The organism is Streptomyces sp. NPDC031418, assembly GCF_055581605.1.
Genome location: NZ_JBVIJC010000033.1, coordinates 1 through 16,728 on the forward strand (window position 1 = coordinate 1; position 16,728 = coordinate 16,728).

The following is a 16,728-nucleotide window of genomic DNA, read 5'->3' on the forward strand; positions in this document are numbered from 1 at the left end:
TGGAGGGGAAGGGAGGGGGGGTTTGTGGTGTTGGGCAGGAGATGCCCCCCCCCCCCCCCCCCCCGGGACCACGGGGGCTCCGATTTATCGTCTGACGCAAGGACGTATGCCATGGAAGCGCTCGGCGTGCTCATCGCCGCCTGTCTCGTCGTCGTACTGCTGTTGCTGGTCCTCTTCTCCCGGCTGTACCGCAAGGTGGACCAGAGCCAGGCGCTGATCGTGTCGAAGACCCGCCGGGTCGACGTGTCCTTCACCGGCCAGGTCGTGCTGCCGATCCTGCACAAGGCCGAGGTCATGGACATCTCGGTGAAGACGATCGAGATCAGCCGCTCCGGCCGGGACGGGCTCATCTGCCGGGACAACATCCGGGCCGACATCCGCATCCTGTTCTTCGTGAAGGTCAACAAGACCGTCCAGGACGTCATCAAGGTCGCCCAGTCCGTGGGCACCGAGCGCGCCAGCCACCAGGACACGCTCCAGGAGCTGTTCCACGCGAAGTTCTCCGAGGCGCTGAAGACCGTCGGCAAGCAGATGGACTTCACCGACCTCTACACCAAGCGCGAGGAACTCCGGTACCACATCATCGAGTTGATCGGTGTCGACCTCAACGGCTACCACCTCGAGGACGCCGCGATCGACTACCTGGAGCAGACCCCGCTCACCCAGCTCGACCCCGCCAACGTCCTCGACGCCCAGGGCATCCGCAAGATCACCGAGCTGACGGCGATCGAGCACGTGCGCACCAACGAGGCCCAGCGCAACGAGCAGAAGGAGATCACCCGGCAGAACGTCGACGCCCGCGAGGCCATCCTGGAGCTGGAGCGCCGGCAGGCGGACGCCGAGATCAAGCAGAAGCGGGAGATCGAGACCTCCCGGGCGCGCGAGGAGGCCGAGACCGCCCGCGTGGTCGAGGAGGAGCGGCTGCGCGCGCAGAGCGCCTTCCTGCGCACCGAGGAGCACCTGGGCGTCCAGCGGGAGAACCAGGCCCGGGAGATCGCTGTCGCCGCGAAGAACCGCGAGCGGGTCATCGCCGTCGAGAACGAGCGCATCGAGAAGGACCGGATGCTGGAGGTCATCGCCCGCGAGCGGGAGACCCAGCTGACCCAGATCTCCGCCGAGAAGGAGGTCGAGGCGGAGAAGCGGGAGATCGCCGAGGTCATCCGGGAGCGGGTCGCGGTGGACCGTACGGTCGCCGAGCAGGAGGAGTCCATCAAGAAGCTCCGCGCGGTCGAGCAGGCCGAGCGGGACCGGCAGGCCATCGTCATCGCCGCCGAGGCGGAGGCGCAGGAGAAGCTGGTCAAGGACATCAAGGCCGCCGAGGCCGCCGAGCAGGCCGCCCGGCACCACGCCGCCGAGTCGCTCACCCTCGCCGAGGCCCGGCTGAAGACCGCCGACCTCGACGCCCGGGCCAAGCTGCGGCTCGCCGAGGGCGTCCAGGCGGAGGCCGCCGCGGAGGGGCTGGCCGCCGTCCAGGTCCGCGACAAGGAGGCCGAGGTCACCGTCAAGGCCGGCCGCGCGGAGGCGGAGGCCACCCAGGCGTTGCTGCGTGCGGAGGCCGAGGGCGTCCAGGCGAAGGCGCTCGCCGAGGCCGAGGGCGCCCGGGCGAAGGCCCTGGCGGAGGCCGAGGGCGCCCGCGCCGCCGCGGAGGCCACCGAGGCGCGGCTCAAGGCCGAGGCCGAGGGCACCCGGGCGAAGGGTCTCGCGGACGCCGAGGGTGCCAAGGCCAAGGCGCTCGCCGAGGCCACGGCGATCGGCGAGAAGCTGAAGGCCGAGGCCGCCGGTCTGACCGAGAAGGCCGCCGCAATGGCCGCCCTCGACGACGCCTCGCGCGGCCACGAGGAGTACCGGCTGCGGCTCCAGACGGAGAAGGAGGTCCGGCTCGCCGGGCTGGAGACCCAGCGGCAGGTCGCCGAGGCGCAGGCCACGGTGCTCGCCACCGGCCTGGAGCACGCCGACATCGACATCGTCGGCGGGGAGTCCGTCTTCTTCGACCGGCTCGTCTCCTCGGTCGCGCTCGGCAAGGGCGTCGACGGGTTCATGGACAACTCCCGTACGGCGCAGACCCTGGCGGGGCCCTGGCTGGACGGGTCGCGCAGCTTCACCGAGGACCTGAGCGGCATCCTCGGCTCGGTCGGCACCGCCGATGTGCAGAACCTGACGGTGTCGGCGCTGCTGATGAAGCTGATGAACGGGGGTGGGGCCACGGCCGGGCAGTTCCAGAAGCTGCTCGACCGGGCGGGTGAGCTGGGTCTCTCGGACACCCCGCTGACCGCCCTGAACGGCAGCGCACCCGCCCGCGCCTCCTGAGAACCCCCGGTCCCGCCCCCGCACGGGGGTCGGCGGCGGGACCGGGGCCACGGCCGGGGCGGGGCATCGCCCACCACCCCAACCCCCACGGCGACCCCACCCGGCCCACGAAGGGAAGCAGCAACCCATGGCAACCCCTGCGGAGCAATCCGTCGACGCCGGTACCTACGAGGTGCTCCGCGACCGGCTCGCCGCGCAGGCCAGGGAGCTGGCCCACAGGGCGGAGGCGCTGAACGCCCGGCGCGCCGAGGAGTTCGGCTCCGCCGGGCTCGAGCTCGCCGCCACCGGCAGGCTGAGCACCGCGCACCCCTGTCTTCCGGGTGACATCGTGGCCGTCGGGGACGCGCTGCTGTTCGGCAGCGTCCACCCCGGCGGCGGGGAGGCCGAGCCGGCCGTCGGGGACGTCCTCGCGCTGTACGGCCGGGACGGCGAGCGGCTGCCCGAGGACGCCGTACCGGGCCTGCTCGACGACCCGGCGTTCGTGCGGGAGTTCACCGCCCTGCACCGCTACTACCGGCAGGCCCGGCTGCTGCGGCTGCGCCGGGTGGAGGGCCGGCTGCTCGCGGTGTTCCGCACCGGCGACAAGGCCGAGGACGTCCGCGCCCTGCGCTGGAACGTCGGCGACGACGGCCGGGTCCGCTTCCTGGACGCCCGCGGCGACCGCGACGACGTCTTCCCGCCCGCCCAGGACCTGACCTGGACGGAGACCACCCGCGAGGACCACGTCCTGGGCCGGGAGCCCTATGTGGCCGTCCCCGCCGGGCTGGGCGTGTCCACCGTCGGCGGGCACCTCACCGTCCGCACGCGGGACGACTCCGGAGACGGTGCACAGCAGGACGTGCTGTACACCGAGCCCGTGCACGAGCCCCTCCAGGCCCTCGCCGACGCCGCCGTCGCACACGCCCGGGTCGGCCCGCTGGTGCTGCTGCGGGTGCGGCCGTACAAGGAGGACGCCGACCGCTACCTGGTGTTCAACACGCTGACCCGGGCCGTGGTCCGGCTGGACGGCATCGGGCAGGCCTGCCGGCGGCTGCCGGAGGAGCAGGGGATCGTGTTCCCGGGCGGCTACTGCCTGGCCACGGGGGCACACAAGACGTACGAACTCGACGTCGAAGGGCTGGAGTTCGAGCGCGAGGTGCGGGCGCCGAACGGCGAGGACGTGCTGTACGCGTTCCGCTCCCGCACCGCGGGCCGCACCCTGCTGCTGTCGTACAACACCCTGCGCAAGGAGGTCGCGAACCCGCTGCCGTGCCGCGGCTGGGCGCTCTTCGGGGACGGCGGCCTGGCCGTGCTGCGCGCCGCCGGGGAGGAGCCCGCGCACACCCATCCGCTCCAGTGGTGGACCTCGCCGTACGTCTCCGACACCCACGCGGCCGCGCTGCGCACCGGTACCGGGGCGCTCGCCCGGGTGGGCAACGCCGACCTGGTGCGCGGGCTCGCCGACTGCCTGTCCGTGGCCCGGCTGGTGGCCGACGGCATCCACACCGGTGAGGGCTACCGCGCGCTGGTCGCCGCCTGCGTCCGCGCCGCCGACACCCACCACTGGCTGGACGACCCCGAACTCGGCGGCCTGCTCGGCCCGTTGACCGCCGTACGGGAGACCGGCGAGCAGGTGCTGGGCGAGTTCGAGACGGTCCGCGAGCTGACCCGGCAGGCCGCCGAGGCCCTCGCGGAGGGCGCCGAGCGGATCGCCGCCGTGGTGCGCCGGCTGCGCGGCGAGGCCCCCCGCGAGGCCGCCGCCTGGGTGCGCGGACTGACCGAACTCCGGCACGCGCACGGCCATCTGCTGACCCTGAAGGAACTGCGCTACGTCGACACCGCGCAGGTGGACGAGCTGGCCGCCCGGACGGCGGCCGACCTCGACACGTTCGGAAAGCGCGCGGTGACCTTCCTGGCCCGCGAGGACGCCTTCACCGGGCAGCGGGAGGAGGTCGAGCGGCTGGTCGCCGAGGCGGCCGCCATCGAGACGGTGGCCGCGGCGGCACCCGTCGCCGCCCGCCTGGACGAGCTGGCCGACGGTCTGCGCACGGTCACCGAGGTCGTCACCGGGCTGGACATCGCCGACGCCACCGTGCGTACGGCGGTGCTGGAGCGGATCGCCGACGTGCTGGGCGGCGTCAACCGGGCCCGCGCCACCCTGGAGGGCCGCCGCCGCGGCCTCCAGGACCAGGAGGGGCGCGCCGAGTTCGCCGCCGAGACGGCGCTGCTCGCGCAGGCCGTCACCGCCGCGCTCGCCGTGTCCGGCACCCCCGAGGAGTGCGACGACCAGCTCGCCTCGCTGCTGGCCCGGCTGGAGGAACTGGACGGCCGGTTCGCCGAGTTCGACGACTTCCTCGCCGACCTCGCGGACAAGCGCAACGAGATCTACGAGGCCTTCGCCGCCCGCAAGCAGTCCCTCGCCGACGCCCGCGCCCGCCGCGCCGAGCAGCTCGCCGTCTCCGCCGGGCGGGTGCTGGAGACCGTCGCCCGGCGCGCCGCCGGCCTGCCCGACGCCGACGCGGTCACCGCCTACTTCGCCTCCGATCCGCTGGTCGCCAAGGTCCGCCGTACCGCAAAGGAGCTGCGCGGGCTCGGCGACAGCGTGCGCGCCGAGGAGCTGGACGGCCGGCTCAAGGCCGCCCGCCAGGAGGCCGCCCGCGCGCTGCGCGACCGCGCCGACCTGTACGCCGACGACGGCCACGCCCTGCTGCTCGGCGGGCACCGCTTCGCCGTCAACACCCAGCCGCTCGACCTGACGCTCGTCCCGCACGGCGACGGCCTCGCCTTCGCGGTCACCGGCACGGACTACCGCCGCCCGGTCACCGACCCCGCCTTCGCCGAGACACGCCGGTACTGGGACCGCCACCTGCCCTCCGAGTCCCCGGAGGTCTACCGCGCCGAACACCTCGCCGCCCGGCTGCTCGCCGAGCACGGCCCGGCCGCCCTGGCCGCCGCCGACCTGCCCGCGCTGGTCCGCCGGGCGGCGCAGGGGCGTTACGACGAGGGGTACGAGCGCGGCGTCCACGACCACGACGCGACGCTCCTCCTCACCGCCCTGCTGCCGCTCCACGACGGGGCCGGCACCCTGCGCCACGAGCCCGCCGCGCGGGCCACCGCCCAGCTGTTCTGGGCACACGGCACGACGGCGGACGCGCGCACCGCCTGGACCCGGCGGGCGGTGTCGCTGGCCCGGGCGCGGGACGCCTTCGGCGCCGTACCGGCCATCGGGGAGCTTCAGCGGGAGCTGGCCGCGGCGATCGAGGCGTGGGACGGCGAGGCGGATGCCGGCCCGGCCGCCGCGTACCTCTTCGAGGAACTGACCTGCGGGCCCGAGGGGTTCGTGCTGGGCGCCGCCGCGCGCGCCCTGCTGGAGAAGTTCCGGCACGCCGAGGGCGGCTACGACCTGGAGGGACTCACCGAGCTGGCGGCGCGCCGGCAGGTGGTCGCGGCCTGGCTCGGCGCGTTCGCCGCGGCCACCGGCACCGAGGCCGGTCCCGGCGAGCTGGCCGAGGCGGTCGCCGCCGAGCTGTGCCCGGACCTGGCCCGCTACGACGGCGACGCCCCGCTCACCGTGACGGCCGAGGGCCTCCTCGGCACCCACCCGCGCGTGCACGGCGGCCACATGACCCTCCGGCTGGACGAGTTCCTCGCCCGCACCGCCCGCTTCGCGGCCACGGACGTCCCCGCCTTCCGCGCCTACCAGCGCAGCCGTACGGCCCTGCTGGCGGCCGAACGCGAGCGGCTGCGCCTGGACGACCACCGTCCGCGCGTGCTGTCGGCGTTCGTCCGCAACCGGCTCGTGGACGAGGTGTACCTGCCCCTGATCGGCGACAGCCTCGCCCGCCAGCTGGGCACCACCGGCGAGTCCAAGCGCACCGACACCGGCGGCCTGCTCCTCCTCGTCTCCCCGCCCGGCTACGGCAAGACGACCCTCATGGAGTACGTCGCCGACCGGCTCGGCCTGATGCTCGTCAAGATCAGCGGCCCGGCGCTCGGCCACGCCGTGACCTCGCTGGACCCCGCCGACGCCCCGAACGCCACCGCCCGCCGCGAGATCGAGAAGATCAACTTCGCGCTGGCGGCCGGCAACAACACCCTTCTCTACCTGGACGACATCCAGCACACCTCGCCGGAGCTGCTCCAGAAGTTCATCCCGCTGTGCGACGCCACCCGGCGCGTGGACGGCGTGTGGGAGGGCGAGCCGCGCACCTACGACCTGCGCGGCAAGCGGTTCGCGGTGTGCATGGCGGGCAACCCCTACACCGAGTCCGGCGAGCGCTTCCGCATCCCCGACATGCTCGCCAACCGGGCCGACGTGTGGAATCTCGGCGACGTCCTCACCGGCAAGGAGGACGTCTTCGCCCTCAGCTTCGTGGAGAACGCGCTCACCGCCAACCCGGTCCTGGCCCCGCTCGCCGCCCGCGACCGGGCCGACCTGGAGCTGCTGGTCCGGCTCGCCGCGGCCGACCCCACGGCCCGCGCGGACCGCCTCTCGTCCCCGCTGCCCCCGGCCGAACTGGACCGCACCGTCTCCGTCCTGCGCCACCTGCTCGCCGTCCGCGACACGGTCCTGTCGGTCAACGCGGCCTACACCGCCTCCGCCGGCCAGGCCACGGCCGCCCGCACGGAACCCCCCTTCCGCCTCCAGGGCTCCTACCGCGACATGAACAAGATCGCCCAGCGGCTGCGCCCGGTCATGAACGACACCGAACGCGAGGCCGTCGTCCACGACCACTACACGGCCGAGGCCCAGACCCTCACCACCGGCGCCGAGGCCAACCTCCTGAAACTCGCCGAACTGCGCGGCACCCTCACCCCGGAACAGGCCGCCCGCTGGGCCGAGTTGAAGTCGGCCCACATCCGCACCCGCACCCTCGGCACCCCGGACCAGGACCCGACGACCCGGGCGATCGCCGCCCTCACCCTGCTCGCGGACCGCATCGCAGCAGTGGAATCCGCAATCACCCGCTCCCGCCCCGAAACCCCCTGATGCTCGGCTTCCTCACCCCGGTCTGCTGCGCCCTCCTGATCGTGACGGCACTCACGGCGGCTCTGATCCACCGTGACCGGCGGGACGGGGAGTGAGCGCCGATGTGGTGCCGGGCCGCCTGATGCTGTGAACCTCGGTGGTCACGCCATGGGGTCAGTGGTCGTTCGCCGTATGGGGGTGCCCCGGCTCCACAGCTCCTCCGCGTGGTCGCGGAAGCGGTCGAACATACCGCCGTCGCCCTGGCGCCGCAGATGCAGAAGGGGCGAGTCATGGCCGACCAGCCGGGCGAGGTGGGGCGTCACCAACGCGTCGTCGTCGAAGCGGAAGACCGACAGGGAGACATGGTTCACGGCGTCCTCGGCCGCGCTGTAGCGGGTCTCCAGGCCTTCGAGCGGGCCGAGCCGTTCCAGGTGCTCGAGGGTGATCCTGATCCGGGTGGACACACTCAGTGCCGTGTCCTCGACGGCCTCGCGCTGCCGGGTCACCTCGCCCTCCGGATCTCCGAGGAGGATCCGCACGCCGACACCTGCCTCTGCTCTGCGGCGCAGGATGTCGGCGAACGCGGGGACGGACGTGAAGAAGAAGTAGTTGGTGTACCCGCCCAGCACGATCTCTCGTGTGGCTGCTTCCGCCAGCTCCGCCCACAAGGCGGACGGTGCCGCCGTGCGGTACGGGTAGCTGTGGATGATCTCGCGGTCGTTTCCGGTCTTGATGCGGTCCTTGACCACCTGTGGCCAGATCATTTCCTCGTCCACTCCCAGCGCGCGGGCGGCATCTTCGCGGTTCCTGGCATGGGGCGTTAACGCCTCGTTCGAAACCCATCGTTCCACTTGCTTCCGGGATACCCCCACCCGGTAAGCGAGCTGGCGCGGGGACAGGCCCGCTTCGGCCATCGCGGAACGAAGTCTGGCGTTCACATCAACCCCCTGGGCAGGGACTTTTGGGCCTTCTTGTGACCCTATCGGCAGCGAGCCCAACTGTCCTCGCGCACAGGAGATTCGTCCCTGACGGCAGGCCACGATCCCTTACGACAAGACCCCCCGACCGCGCTGACGGCCTGGGGGCATGGCCAACGCTGTGAAGGAGCGTCGACACCGTGAACGCTACCCATGGGCCCGGAGCCGCCGCACTGCGACCGGTCGGACCGGGGCCCGGCATGCTGGTGCACTCCACCGCCGACCGGCGGCTGGCGGTCGAGCAGTGGCTGATGGCGACCTGCCCCGCCGCGAGTCACGAGCGGATCAGGGCTGAGTGGCAGGAGAACGGGGTGGCCCTGCTGCCGCTGGGCACTCTGTTCTCCGCTGTACGGATTCCGGGCCGGCTGGTCTTCGCGATGGCGCTGACGGACGATGCCGAAGAGGTCGACGCCGTCCTCGATGACGCCCTGAGGAGCGGACCGGTCATCTGTGACCCACAGGGCCGCCGTTACTACGCCCTCGTGCCCGCGAGCATGGCCCGCAGCTGGAAGGAGGCGGCTGCGGAGTGGCGCGCGAAGGCGGGCGTCGAAGTGCTGGGGAACGGGACCTATCTGGGCGTTCCGCAGGTGGGCCGCACGCGGTGCCTCCCGGGGGCAGGTGCCTCCTACTGGTCGGTGCCGATGAGGTCGGCCGCCGAGCTGTGCGCGCCGCTCGCCGTCGCACGGCTGATCGCGGCTGGACGGCATGCGATGACGGACGTATCCGAATAGCGACGGGCGCGTCCGGCCCTCAGAACTCCCACTGCGAGAAGGCCTGTGCCAGGACATGCAGGGTGACGATCCACATCGCCATCGCGCCCAGCAGGGCACCGGTCGCCGCCCAGACGGCGGCACGGCGGTTGAGGGCGGCGCCGGTCAGGCCCAGGAGGGCGGCGCCGGCGCAGGGCCCGGCGACCAGGGCCATGGCCGCGTGCACCACCGACATCACCGCCGCGCGCTGACCACGGCAGGCGGTGGCCTGACCGAAGCAGGCGAGCGTGTCCTGGCTGACGTAGAACAGGCCGATCAGCAGGGGCAGCAGGACCAGCGCAGCCAGGAGGAGTAGCGCGGCGACCGGGCCACGGGCGGGGGTCGGAGTGGTCATCCCGTCATCCTCGACGCGCCCGTAGGCCCGCACATCCGCTGTCGTACTCATCCGCGCTTGTCTTCCTGCCGGTTCTGGGTGGCGGGGCATCAGGCGATCGCGCGGCGGGTGAGGGCGCGGGTGCTACGTTCCGAAGACCCGGCACGCACCCCGCAGGACGAGGACGTCATGACGTACACGCCGCCGCTCTGGCCCGTCTCCGTGAAGGGCGTTGCGCTCGACGCGTTTGATCGCGTGTTGCTGTTGCGGAACGAGCGTGATGAGTGGGAACTGCCCGGAGGCCGCCTGGAGATCGGCACAGTCGACGGCGTTCAGCTGCCGGACAGCAGTCCGGAGGCGGCGCTGGAGCGTGAGATCCAGGAGGAGACCGGCTGGGAGGTCAAAGCAGGCCCACTCATCGACGGTGGTGTCTGAATCTACCAGCCCATCCCAGGTCGGCGGGTACTGATCGTGACCTACGGTTGCACCGTGCTGACTCCCGACCGACCTCCGGTCGTCAGCCACGAGCACAAGCAGCTGGGCATGTTCAGTGCGCACGAGGTGCCCGGTCTGAACATGCCGGATGGCTACAAGCAGGCCATCGGTGCGTGGTACGGCCTGGGGAACACCGGGTCGGCGGCCGTGGAAGATGACGAGCGGATGTAGCCGATATAGCGGGGGCATTGGGCGACGCCGCAGGCCCGAGAAGACGTTCCGTTGGGGACAAGGAGATTCATGGCAGAGAACGATGCGCGGGTGGTGGACTTCCTCTATGAGATCGGCCTCCTGAAGCGCTACAAGCGCACTGGTTGGGTGATCGCCGGAGTGCCCGACCCGGAGAGCATCGCGGATCACTCCCACCGGACCGCTGTGATCGCGTCGGCCGTCGCGGCGATGGAGGGCGCCGACCCGCAGCGCGCCGCGTTTCTCGCGCTCTTCCATGACAGCCAGGAGACTCGCACCACCGACATTCCCCACCTGGGCAAGCGGTATCTCAAGGCAGCAGCCAATGCCGAGGTCACCGTGGACCAGACCGCGGCACTGCCCGAGCCGCTGGCCGATGTGGTGGGCAGCGCGGTGGCCGAGTACGAGGGGCGGGAGACGGTGGAAGCCGTCTGTGCCCGGGACGCGGACAAGCTGGAATGTCTTCTCCAGGCCGTCGAATACCGTGCGCAGGGCAACCAGCACACACAGGCGTGGATCGACACTTCCCTCGCCGCGCTGAAGACGGCCTCCGCCAAGCGCCTCGCCGAAGAGGCCCTGCGGCGCGGTCCACTGGAGTGGATGCACCGCACCCGTGAGGAAAAGCCGGAACTCTGATCGCCGACAGGGCGGTCTCCGCAGCTGACCGAGGGCACTCAGCAGCCCGGGGCCGAGTCCAGCGGCGTCACTTTCATGCGGGCGTGGTAATCCGTGGCCAGCGCCAGGTAGTAGTCGCCGCGGCCGACCCGGTACCAGACGTCGTTGTCGGCCGGGTCGCCGTCGACGGCGTCCAGGCGGACGCACCAGCGTTCGGGGTGGAGGACCCGGGTGTAGGTCTCCGTGCCGTGCCGTACCGAGCGGCAGTCGCGGTAGCGCTCGGTGGTGTACCAGGTGCGGGTCGTGCGGTGGCTGCCCGTGCCGGTGGTCGAGGAGTGGCTGACCCGGCGGGTGCCGGTCGTGCAGGTCTTGACCAGGTGCGGGCGGGTGGCCTCGGTGGTCTGGGCGGAGACGTGCTGGATCGTGTCGCGCAGGCCGGTGACGGGCCGCGGGGGTGTGCTGGAGGGCCAGTCGCCGTCGAGGTAGGTGTAGGTGCCGACCCCGCCGGCCAGGACGGCCGTCGTACCGGCGGCGATCCACCAGCGTCTGGCGGACATGGCAAACATATGACCCCCCGAGTGTTTGTTCGGGGGGAGCGTAGTGGATCGGTCGCAGGGAGGGGACCGGCCGCATCGGTCGCTGAAACCGGGGCGGCCCGTGCTGAAACCGGGCTGAAGCCGTTCTGAACCCGCCCGGCCGCACGCTCTGTTCCATGACGACGAGCTACGACGAAGCCGCGATCGCGGCGACCGGACTGCGCAAGTCCTACGGGGACAAGACGGTCCTCGACGGCATCGACATCGAGGTGCCCGCCGGTACGATCTTCTCCCTCCTCGGGCCGAACGGCGCGGGCAAGACCACCGCGGTCAACATCCTCTCCACGCTGGTCCCCGCCGACGGCGGCGAGGCGCGGGTCGCCGGGTACGACCTGGTCCGCGAGGCGCAGGCGGTCCGCGGCGCCATCGGGGTCACCGGGCAGTTCTCCGCCGTGGACGGGCTCATCACCGGCGAGGAGAACATGCTGCTGATGGCCGACCTGCACCATCTGCCCCGGGCGGAGGGACGGCGGGTGACGGACGCGCTGCTGGAGCGGTTCGACCTGGTCGAGGCCGCGCGGAAGCCCGCCTCCACCTACTCCGGCGGCATGCGGCGCCGGCTGGACATCGCGATGACCCTGGTCGGCGCGCCGCGGATCATCTTCCTGGACGAGCCGACCACCGGACTCGACCCGCGCTCCCGGCACACCATGTGGCAGATCATCCGCGAGCTGGTCGCCTCCGGCACCACCGTCTTCCTCACCACCCAGTACCTGGAGGAGGCCGACCAGCTCGCCGACCGCATCGCGGTGCTGCACGGCGGCCGGCTCGTCGCCCAGGGCAGCCCCGCGGAGCTGAAGCGGCTCGTGCCCGGCGGCCATGTGCGGCTGCGCTTCTCCGACCCGGTGGCCTACGAGCGGGCGGCGGCCGCGCTGCGCGAGACCAGCCGGGACGACGAGTCGCTCACCCTCCAGATCCCCAGCGACGGCAGCCAGCGCGAGCTGCGCGCCATCCTCGACTGGCTGGACGCCGCCGCCATCGAGGCCGACGAGCTGTCCGTGCACACCCCCGACCTGGACGACGTGTTCTTCGCCCTGACCGGCAACACCACCGTTCCCGCCCGCACCGAGGAGACGACCGCCCGATGAGCACCCCCGCCCCCACCCACGCCCTCCGCGACAACCTCACCATGCTGCGGCGCAACCTCCTGCACGCCCGCCGCTACCCCTCCCTCACCCTGAACCTGCTGCTCACCCCGGTCATCCTGCTGCTGCTGTTCGTCTACGTCTTCGGCAACGTGATGAGCGCCGGCATCAACGGCGGCCACGCGAACCGGTCCGACTACGTCGCCTACCTCGTCCCCGGCATCCTCTTCCTGACCGCCGGCATGACCTCGCTGGGCACCGCGGTGTCCGTGTGCACCGACATGACCGAGGGCATCATGGCCCGCTTCCGCACCATGGCGATCTCCCGCACCTCCGTGCTGACCGGACATGTGATCGGCAGCGTCATCCAGACCATGGCGGCGCTGGTGCTCGTCCTCGGCATCGGGCTGGCCATCGGCTTCCGGCCCGACGCCACACCGGTTCAGTGGCTCGCGGCGGCCGGCCTGATGGCGCTGGTCAGCCTGGGCCTGACCTGGATCGCGGTCGGTCTGGGCCTGATCAGCCCCAACCCGGAGGGCGCCAGCAACATGGGCTACCCGCTGGTGATGCTGCCGTTCCTGTCCAGCGCGTTCGTGCCGGTGCACGCCATGCCGGGCTGGTTCCGCTGGTTCGCCGAGTACCAGCCCTTCACGCCCGCCATCGAGACCCTGCGCGGACTGCTGCTGGGCAGCCCGATCGGCACCCGGGACGCGGTGCTGTCCGTCGCCTGGTTCCTCGGCTTCACCGTGCTGGGCTACCTCTGGTCCCGGGCCCGGTTCAACCGCGAGCCGCAGCGGTGAGTTCGTGCAGGGCCGCGGCCCGCAGCTCCTCCCGCCCCAGGGCGGTGTACGACGACCTCGCCTCGTCGTACGCCGCCCTGTCGGCCTGTTCGGCGGCCTGCCGGGCGCGGGCCGAGGACAGCACCGGGAACTCCCGCACCACCGGCATGCGTTCGGTGAGCGCGATGAGCCGTACGGCCGTCGTGGCACCCCCGGCGAGCGAGGCCTGGGCGAGGGCCAGCAGGACCGTGCCGTACACCGGCAGTTCCACCGGGGCGGGGTCGTCGGGGTCGCCCGCGAGCAGCCGCAGCAGCCGGTCCCGCAGCTGCCCGGCGAGCGCCGCCACCGGCTCCAGCCGCCCGTGCTGGGCGTGCGCCGCCAGCGCGGCCGACTGGAGCTGAAGCCCCCAGGTGTCCGCGAACGGGTCGTCGGCGTACAGCGCGCCGCTCTCCCGTATCCGCTCCACCACCTGGCGCCACAGCCCGAGCCCCAGCTCGGTCAGCCCACGGGCCAGCGCTATCTCGGCGCGGACCGGCAGGTCGAAGGTGTAGATGTCGGCCGAGTCGCTCTTCCGGTCCAGCGCCATGAGCCCGAGCCAGTACTCGGCCTCGTCGACCTCCCCGCGTTGCAGACAGGCCAGCACCAGCCCCCAGCGGATGCCCAGCGCGTCCGACCCGTCGCCGAACCCGTCCAGCGCCAGCGCGGCCCGCAGATGGCCGTACGCCTCCGCGCCCCGCTCGGACTGGAGGCACAACTCGCTGACCCGCCCGTGGGCCATCAGCAGCATGGACGGGTTGCCGGACGGCTCCAGCTTCTCCAGCATCCGGCGGGCGTACTCCAGCGCGCGTTCCGTCTCGTGCTCGGACTCCCACACATAGCTGGCCACGGCCGACGCGACCCCGGCCAGCAGCGGCTCGTCGGCCTCGCACAGCTCCCGCAGCCGGGTGTACTGCGGCGCACGGATCTCCGGTACGGCGCTCAGCACGGCGGCCAGCGCCCGCAGCACGGTGTCCGGCGCGGCGGGCGGCAGTCGGCGCAGGGTGGCCAACTGCCGTACCGCGCGCGGCCCGTGGCCCATGAACAGCACGGCCGTGCACACGGCCGCCGCGCTGCGGGCGGCCTCCACGTCCTGCGCATGCCCGGGGTCGGGACGGTACCGGGACAGCGGCCCGCCGGTCTCGGCGGCCAGCGCGGCGAGCCGCGCGTAGTTGGAGTCGGTGGACCACAGGGAGGCCAGTACGGCGGTGAGCGCGGCGGTGGCGGGCCCGTCGGCGCGGGCCAGCGCGTGCCGCAGGGCCAGCACCAGGTTGTCCTGCTCGGCCCGTACCCGCATCCAGGAGGGCCGCGGGTCGGCGCCGAAGAGCACATCGTGGTGGGCGCGGCCGAAGTCCCGGGCCCAGGACAAGAAGCGGCCGGCGACCGCCTCCTCCTCTCCGGCCTCGGCGCGCCGTGCGGCACCGAACTCGCGGAGCGTCTCCAGCATGCGAAAGCGCGTCCCGGACGGTCCGTCGTCCACCTTGATCAGGGACTGGCCGGCCAGCTGCTCCAGCAGGTCCAGGGTGTCCCCGTCGCCGTCGAGCACATACTCGGCGGCCTCCTCGGTGAAGCCGCCGGGGAACACCGACAGGGCGCGCAGCGCCGCGCGGCCGTCCGGCTCCAGCAGGTTCCAGCTCCACTCGACCACGGCGTGCAGGGTGCGGTGCCGGGCGGGCGCGTCGCGGGCGCCGCCGCGCAGCAGGGTGAAGCGGTCGCGCAGCCGGCGGGAGATGTCGGCCACCGACAGCACCCGCACCCGGGCGGCGGCGAGTTCCACCGCGAGCGGCAGCCCGTCCAGGTGCCGGCAGATCTCCGCGACCTGGTCGGCGGGGAGTTCCACGCCGGGCCGGGCGGCCCGCGCCCGCTGCTCGAAGAGTTCCACGGAGGTGGTCAGGGACAGCTCGGCCAGCGGGTGGACGGCCTCCGAGGACAGCCCGAGCGGAGACCGGCTGGTGGCCAGCACCCGTAGTTCCTTGGAGCGGGACACCAGCGCCTGGACCAGGCCGGCGACTCCGGCGATCACCTGCTCGCAGTTGTCCAGCACCAGCAGCGCGGGGCCGGGGCCGAGCGCGGTGGCGATGCCGCGTACGACGTCCGGCGGGCCGCCGGGCTGCCGTCCGTCCCCGGCGCCCACGGCCGAGGCGACCTCGCCGGTCACGTCGTCGTCGGAGGTGACACCGGCCAGCGGGACGAAGTGCACGACGGGATGTTCGGCGGCCCGGCCGACCGCGTGGGCCAGCCGCGTCTTGCCCAGCCCGCCGGGGCCGGTGACGGTGACCACCCGGTTGGTGCGCAGCAGCCCGGTCACGGCGGCGATGTCCGCGTCCCGGCCGAGCAGCGGGTTCGGTTCGTGCGGCACCCCGTGCCGGACCGGTGCCGCGTCGGCGCGGAGCAGCTCCTGGTAGACGGCGCGCAGCGCGGGGCCGGGATCGGTGCCCAGCTCGTCGCGGAGGGCGCGGCGGTAGTCGTTGTACCGGGTGAGGGCCGCCGCCCGGCCGGCGCCGGCCGCCTCGCAGCGCAGCAGCTCGGCGAGCAGCTCCTCGTCCCGCGGGTGTTCCCGGGCCAGTTCGGCGAGGGGGCCCGCGGCCTCCTCGCGCCGGCCGAGCCGGGCGAGCGCGAGCGCCCGGGCCCGGGCGAGGGCGTGCAGGGACGGCAGCCGGGCGGCGCGCAGGGCCGCCACCGGGTCGTACAGCTCCTCCCCGGCGGCGGCGCCCAGCGAGCCGTCCCACAGGGCGAGTCCGGCCTCGGCCTCGGCGAGGGCGGCCGCGTGGTCGCCGGCCCGGGCGTGTTCGGCGGCGGCCGCCTCGTGCCGGGGCAGCAGGGAGCTGTCGACCTGGGTCTCGTCCAGCGCCAGCCGGTAGCCGGCCGGGGTGCTGACGACCAGGTCGGCGCCGACCTGGGCGCGCAGCCGGGACACCAGGACCTGCACCGCCTTGCCGGGCCGCTCCGGCTGCTCGTCCGGCCACAGCCCGGCCACCAGCTGCCCGGTGCTGCATCCGCCGCGCAGGTCCTCGGCGAGCAGCGCGAGCAGGCCGCGCAGCCTGGGCGCGGTGATTTCCCGCCCGTGGCAGGAGACTTGGGTCAGCAGGGCCAGCTCGATGGTCACGGGTGAAGAGTAGCCACCGGCACCGGCGTCCGGTCCCGTGCTGCTCCTATCCTGGACGGGCGACCGCGTGACCTGCGGCGCACGGGGAATCCGGGGGTATCCGGGGGACACAGGGGGAAGGTGGAACCGTGGACTGGTTCTGGTGGGTGATGATCGTCTTCTGGACGGGGGGCTTCGCCTGGGCCGCCGACACCGTCCGTACGGCGTTGCGCAACCGGCACGAGCGCAAGCTGGAGCTGCTGAACGCGGCCCGGCAGGAACGTCTCGCCGTGGAGGCGTCCCAGCGGACGCCGGAGCCGGTGTGCGGGTGCACGCACCATCTGGCCAAGCACGACAAGCAGGGCCGCTGCCACGAGCGGGTGGAGGTCCCCACCGCCTGGGACGAGAACAAGAAGCCGGTGCGCTACGAGGCCGGCGACTGCAACTGCCAGCAGTACGTGGGCCCGCAGCCGCTGTCCCAGGTGTACGCGGAGGACCTCACCGACCGTCTCTGAGCGGTCGGCCCGGCGTCG

Annotated in this window: 13 protein-coding genes; 9 read left to right on the forward strand and 4 right to left on the reverse strand. The window is 72.9% G+C overall.

The genetic code is table 11. From position 1 onward, the window contains the following. Positions 1 to 111: 111 nt before the first annotated feature. The gene (locus tag ACZ5CZ_RS35295) at positions 112 to 2,307 is read left to right on the forward strand and encodes a flotillin family protein (RefSeq protein ID WP_468948767.1); all 2,196 of its coding nucleotides are present in this window, start codon (positions 112 to 114) and stop codon (positions 2,305 to 2,307) included. 127 nt (positions 2,308 to 2,434) lie between these two features. Then, entirely contained in the window at positions 2,435 to 7,276 is a 4,842-nt protein-coding gene (locus ACZ5CZ_RS35300; protein WP_468948769.1) for a DNA repair ATPase, read from the forward strand. Positions 7,277 to 7,416: 140 nt separating this feature from the next. Here the strand turns inward: ACZ5CZ_RS35300 and ACZ5CZ_RS35305 are convergent, their stop codons facing one another. Continuing rightward, positions 7,417 to 8,295, reverse strand: coding sequence for a helix-turn-helix domain-containing protein (locus ACZ5CZ_RS35305; protein ID WP_468948771.1), 879 nt, complete (start codon positions 8,293 to 8,295; stop codon positions 7,417 to 7,419). A gap of 77 nt (positions 8,296 to 8,372) precedes the next feature. On the opposite strand from ACZ5CZ_RS35305, the gene ACZ5CZ_RS35310 reads away from it, so the two are divergent. Continuing rightward, positions 8,373 to 8,963: a hypothetical protein gene (locus ACZ5CZ_RS35310; RefSeq protein WP_385841688.1), complete on the forward strand. Its 591-nt coding sequence runs from the start codon at positions 8,373 to 8,375 to the stop codon at positions 8,961 to 8,963. A 19-nt stretch (positions 8,964 to 8,982) separates the two neighbouring features. Here the strand turns inward: ACZ5CZ_RS35310 and ACZ5CZ_RS35315 are convergent, their stop codons facing one another. Continuing rightward, entirely contained in the window at positions 8,983 to 9,336 is a 354-nt protein-coding gene (locus ACZ5CZ_RS35315) for a hypothetical protein (RefSeq protein ID WP_385841689.1), read from the reverse strand. A gap of 168 nt (positions 9,337 to 9,504) precedes the next feature. Here ACZ5CZ_RS35315 and ACZ5CZ_RS35320 point away from each other — a divergent pair, with 168 nt between their 5' ends. The 3 genes from ACZ5CZ_RS35320 to ACZ5CZ_RS35330 all read left to right on the forward strand — a co-directional run bounded on the left by ACZ5CZ_RS35320 (position 9,505) and on the right by ACZ5CZ_RS35330 (position 10,635). Next, the gene (locus ACZ5CZ_RS35320) at positions 9,505 to 9,750 is read left to right on the forward strand and encodes an NUDIX domain-containing protein (RefSeq protein ID WP_468948774.1); all 246 of its coding nucleotides are present in this window, start codon (positions 9,505 to 9,507) and stop codon (positions 9,748 to 9,750) included. A gap of 54 nt (positions 9,751 to 9,804) precedes the next feature. Further along, a complete protein-coding gene (locus ACZ5CZ_RS35325; RefSeq protein WP_468948776.1) occupies positions 9,805 to 9,981 on the forward strand; it encodes a hypothetical protein in 177 nt (58 codons plus the stop codon). 69 nt (positions 9,982 to 10,050) lie between these two features. Continuing rightward, entirely contained in the window at positions 10,051 to 10,635 is a 585-nt protein-coding gene (locus tag ACZ5CZ_RS35330; RefSeq protein ID WP_468948778.1) for an HD domain-containing protein, read from the forward strand. Positions 10,636 to 10,673: 38 nt separating this feature from the next. On the opposite strand, the gene ACZ5CZ_RS35335 is transcribed toward ACZ5CZ_RS35330, so the two are convergent. Then, positions 10,674 to 11,171, reverse strand: a complete 498-nt coding sequence (locus ACZ5CZ_RS35335) for a hypothetical protein (RefSeq protein ID WP_468948780.1) — start codon at positions 11,169 to 11,171, stop codon at positions 10,674 to 10,676. A gap of 155 nt (positions 11,172 to 11,326) precedes the next feature. On the opposite strand from ACZ5CZ_RS35335, the gene ACZ5CZ_RS35340 reads away from it, so the two are divergent. Both ACZ5CZ_RS35340 and ACZ5CZ_RS35345 read left to right on the forward strand, forming a co-directional pair. Continuing rightward, on the forward strand, positions 11,327 to 12,298 hold the full coding sequence (locus tag ACZ5CZ_RS35340) for an ATP-binding cassette domain-containing protein (RefSeq protein ID WP_468948782.1): 972 nt from the start codon (positions 11,327 to 11,329) through the stop codon (positions 12,296 to 12,298). Then, positions 12,295 to 13,095, forward strand: coding sequence for an ABC transporter permease (locus ACZ5CZ_RS35345; RefSeq protein ID WP_385841694.1), 801 nt, complete (start codon positions 12,295 to 12,297; stop codon positions 13,093 to 13,095). The genes ACZ5CZ_RS35340 and ACZ5CZ_RS35345 overlap by 4 nt, the downstream gene beginning before the upstream one ends. Here ACZ5CZ_RS35345 and ACZ5CZ_RS35350 read toward each other — a convergent pair. Beyond that, positions 13,073 to 16,216 carry an ATP-binding protein gene (locus ACZ5CZ_RS35350; protein WP_468948784.1) on the reverse strand — a complete coding sequence of 1,048 codons (3,144 nt, stop codon included), beginning with the start codon at positions 16,214 to 16,216 and terminating at the stop codon, positions 13,073 to 13,075. The two genes, ACZ5CZ_RS35345 and ACZ5CZ_RS35350, sit on opposite strands and share 23 nt — an antisense overlap. A 128-nt stretch (positions 16,217 to 16,344) precedes the next feature. Between ACZ5CZ_RS35350 and ACZ5CZ_RS35355 the strand changes: the two genes are divergently transcribed. After that, on the forward strand, positions 16,345 to 16,710 hold the full coding sequence (locus ACZ5CZ_RS35355) for a hypothetical protein (RefSeq protein WP_385841696.1): 366 nt from the start codon (positions 16,345 to 16,347) through the stop codon (positions 16,708 to 16,710). Positions 16,711 to 16,728: the final 18 nt, after the last annotated feature.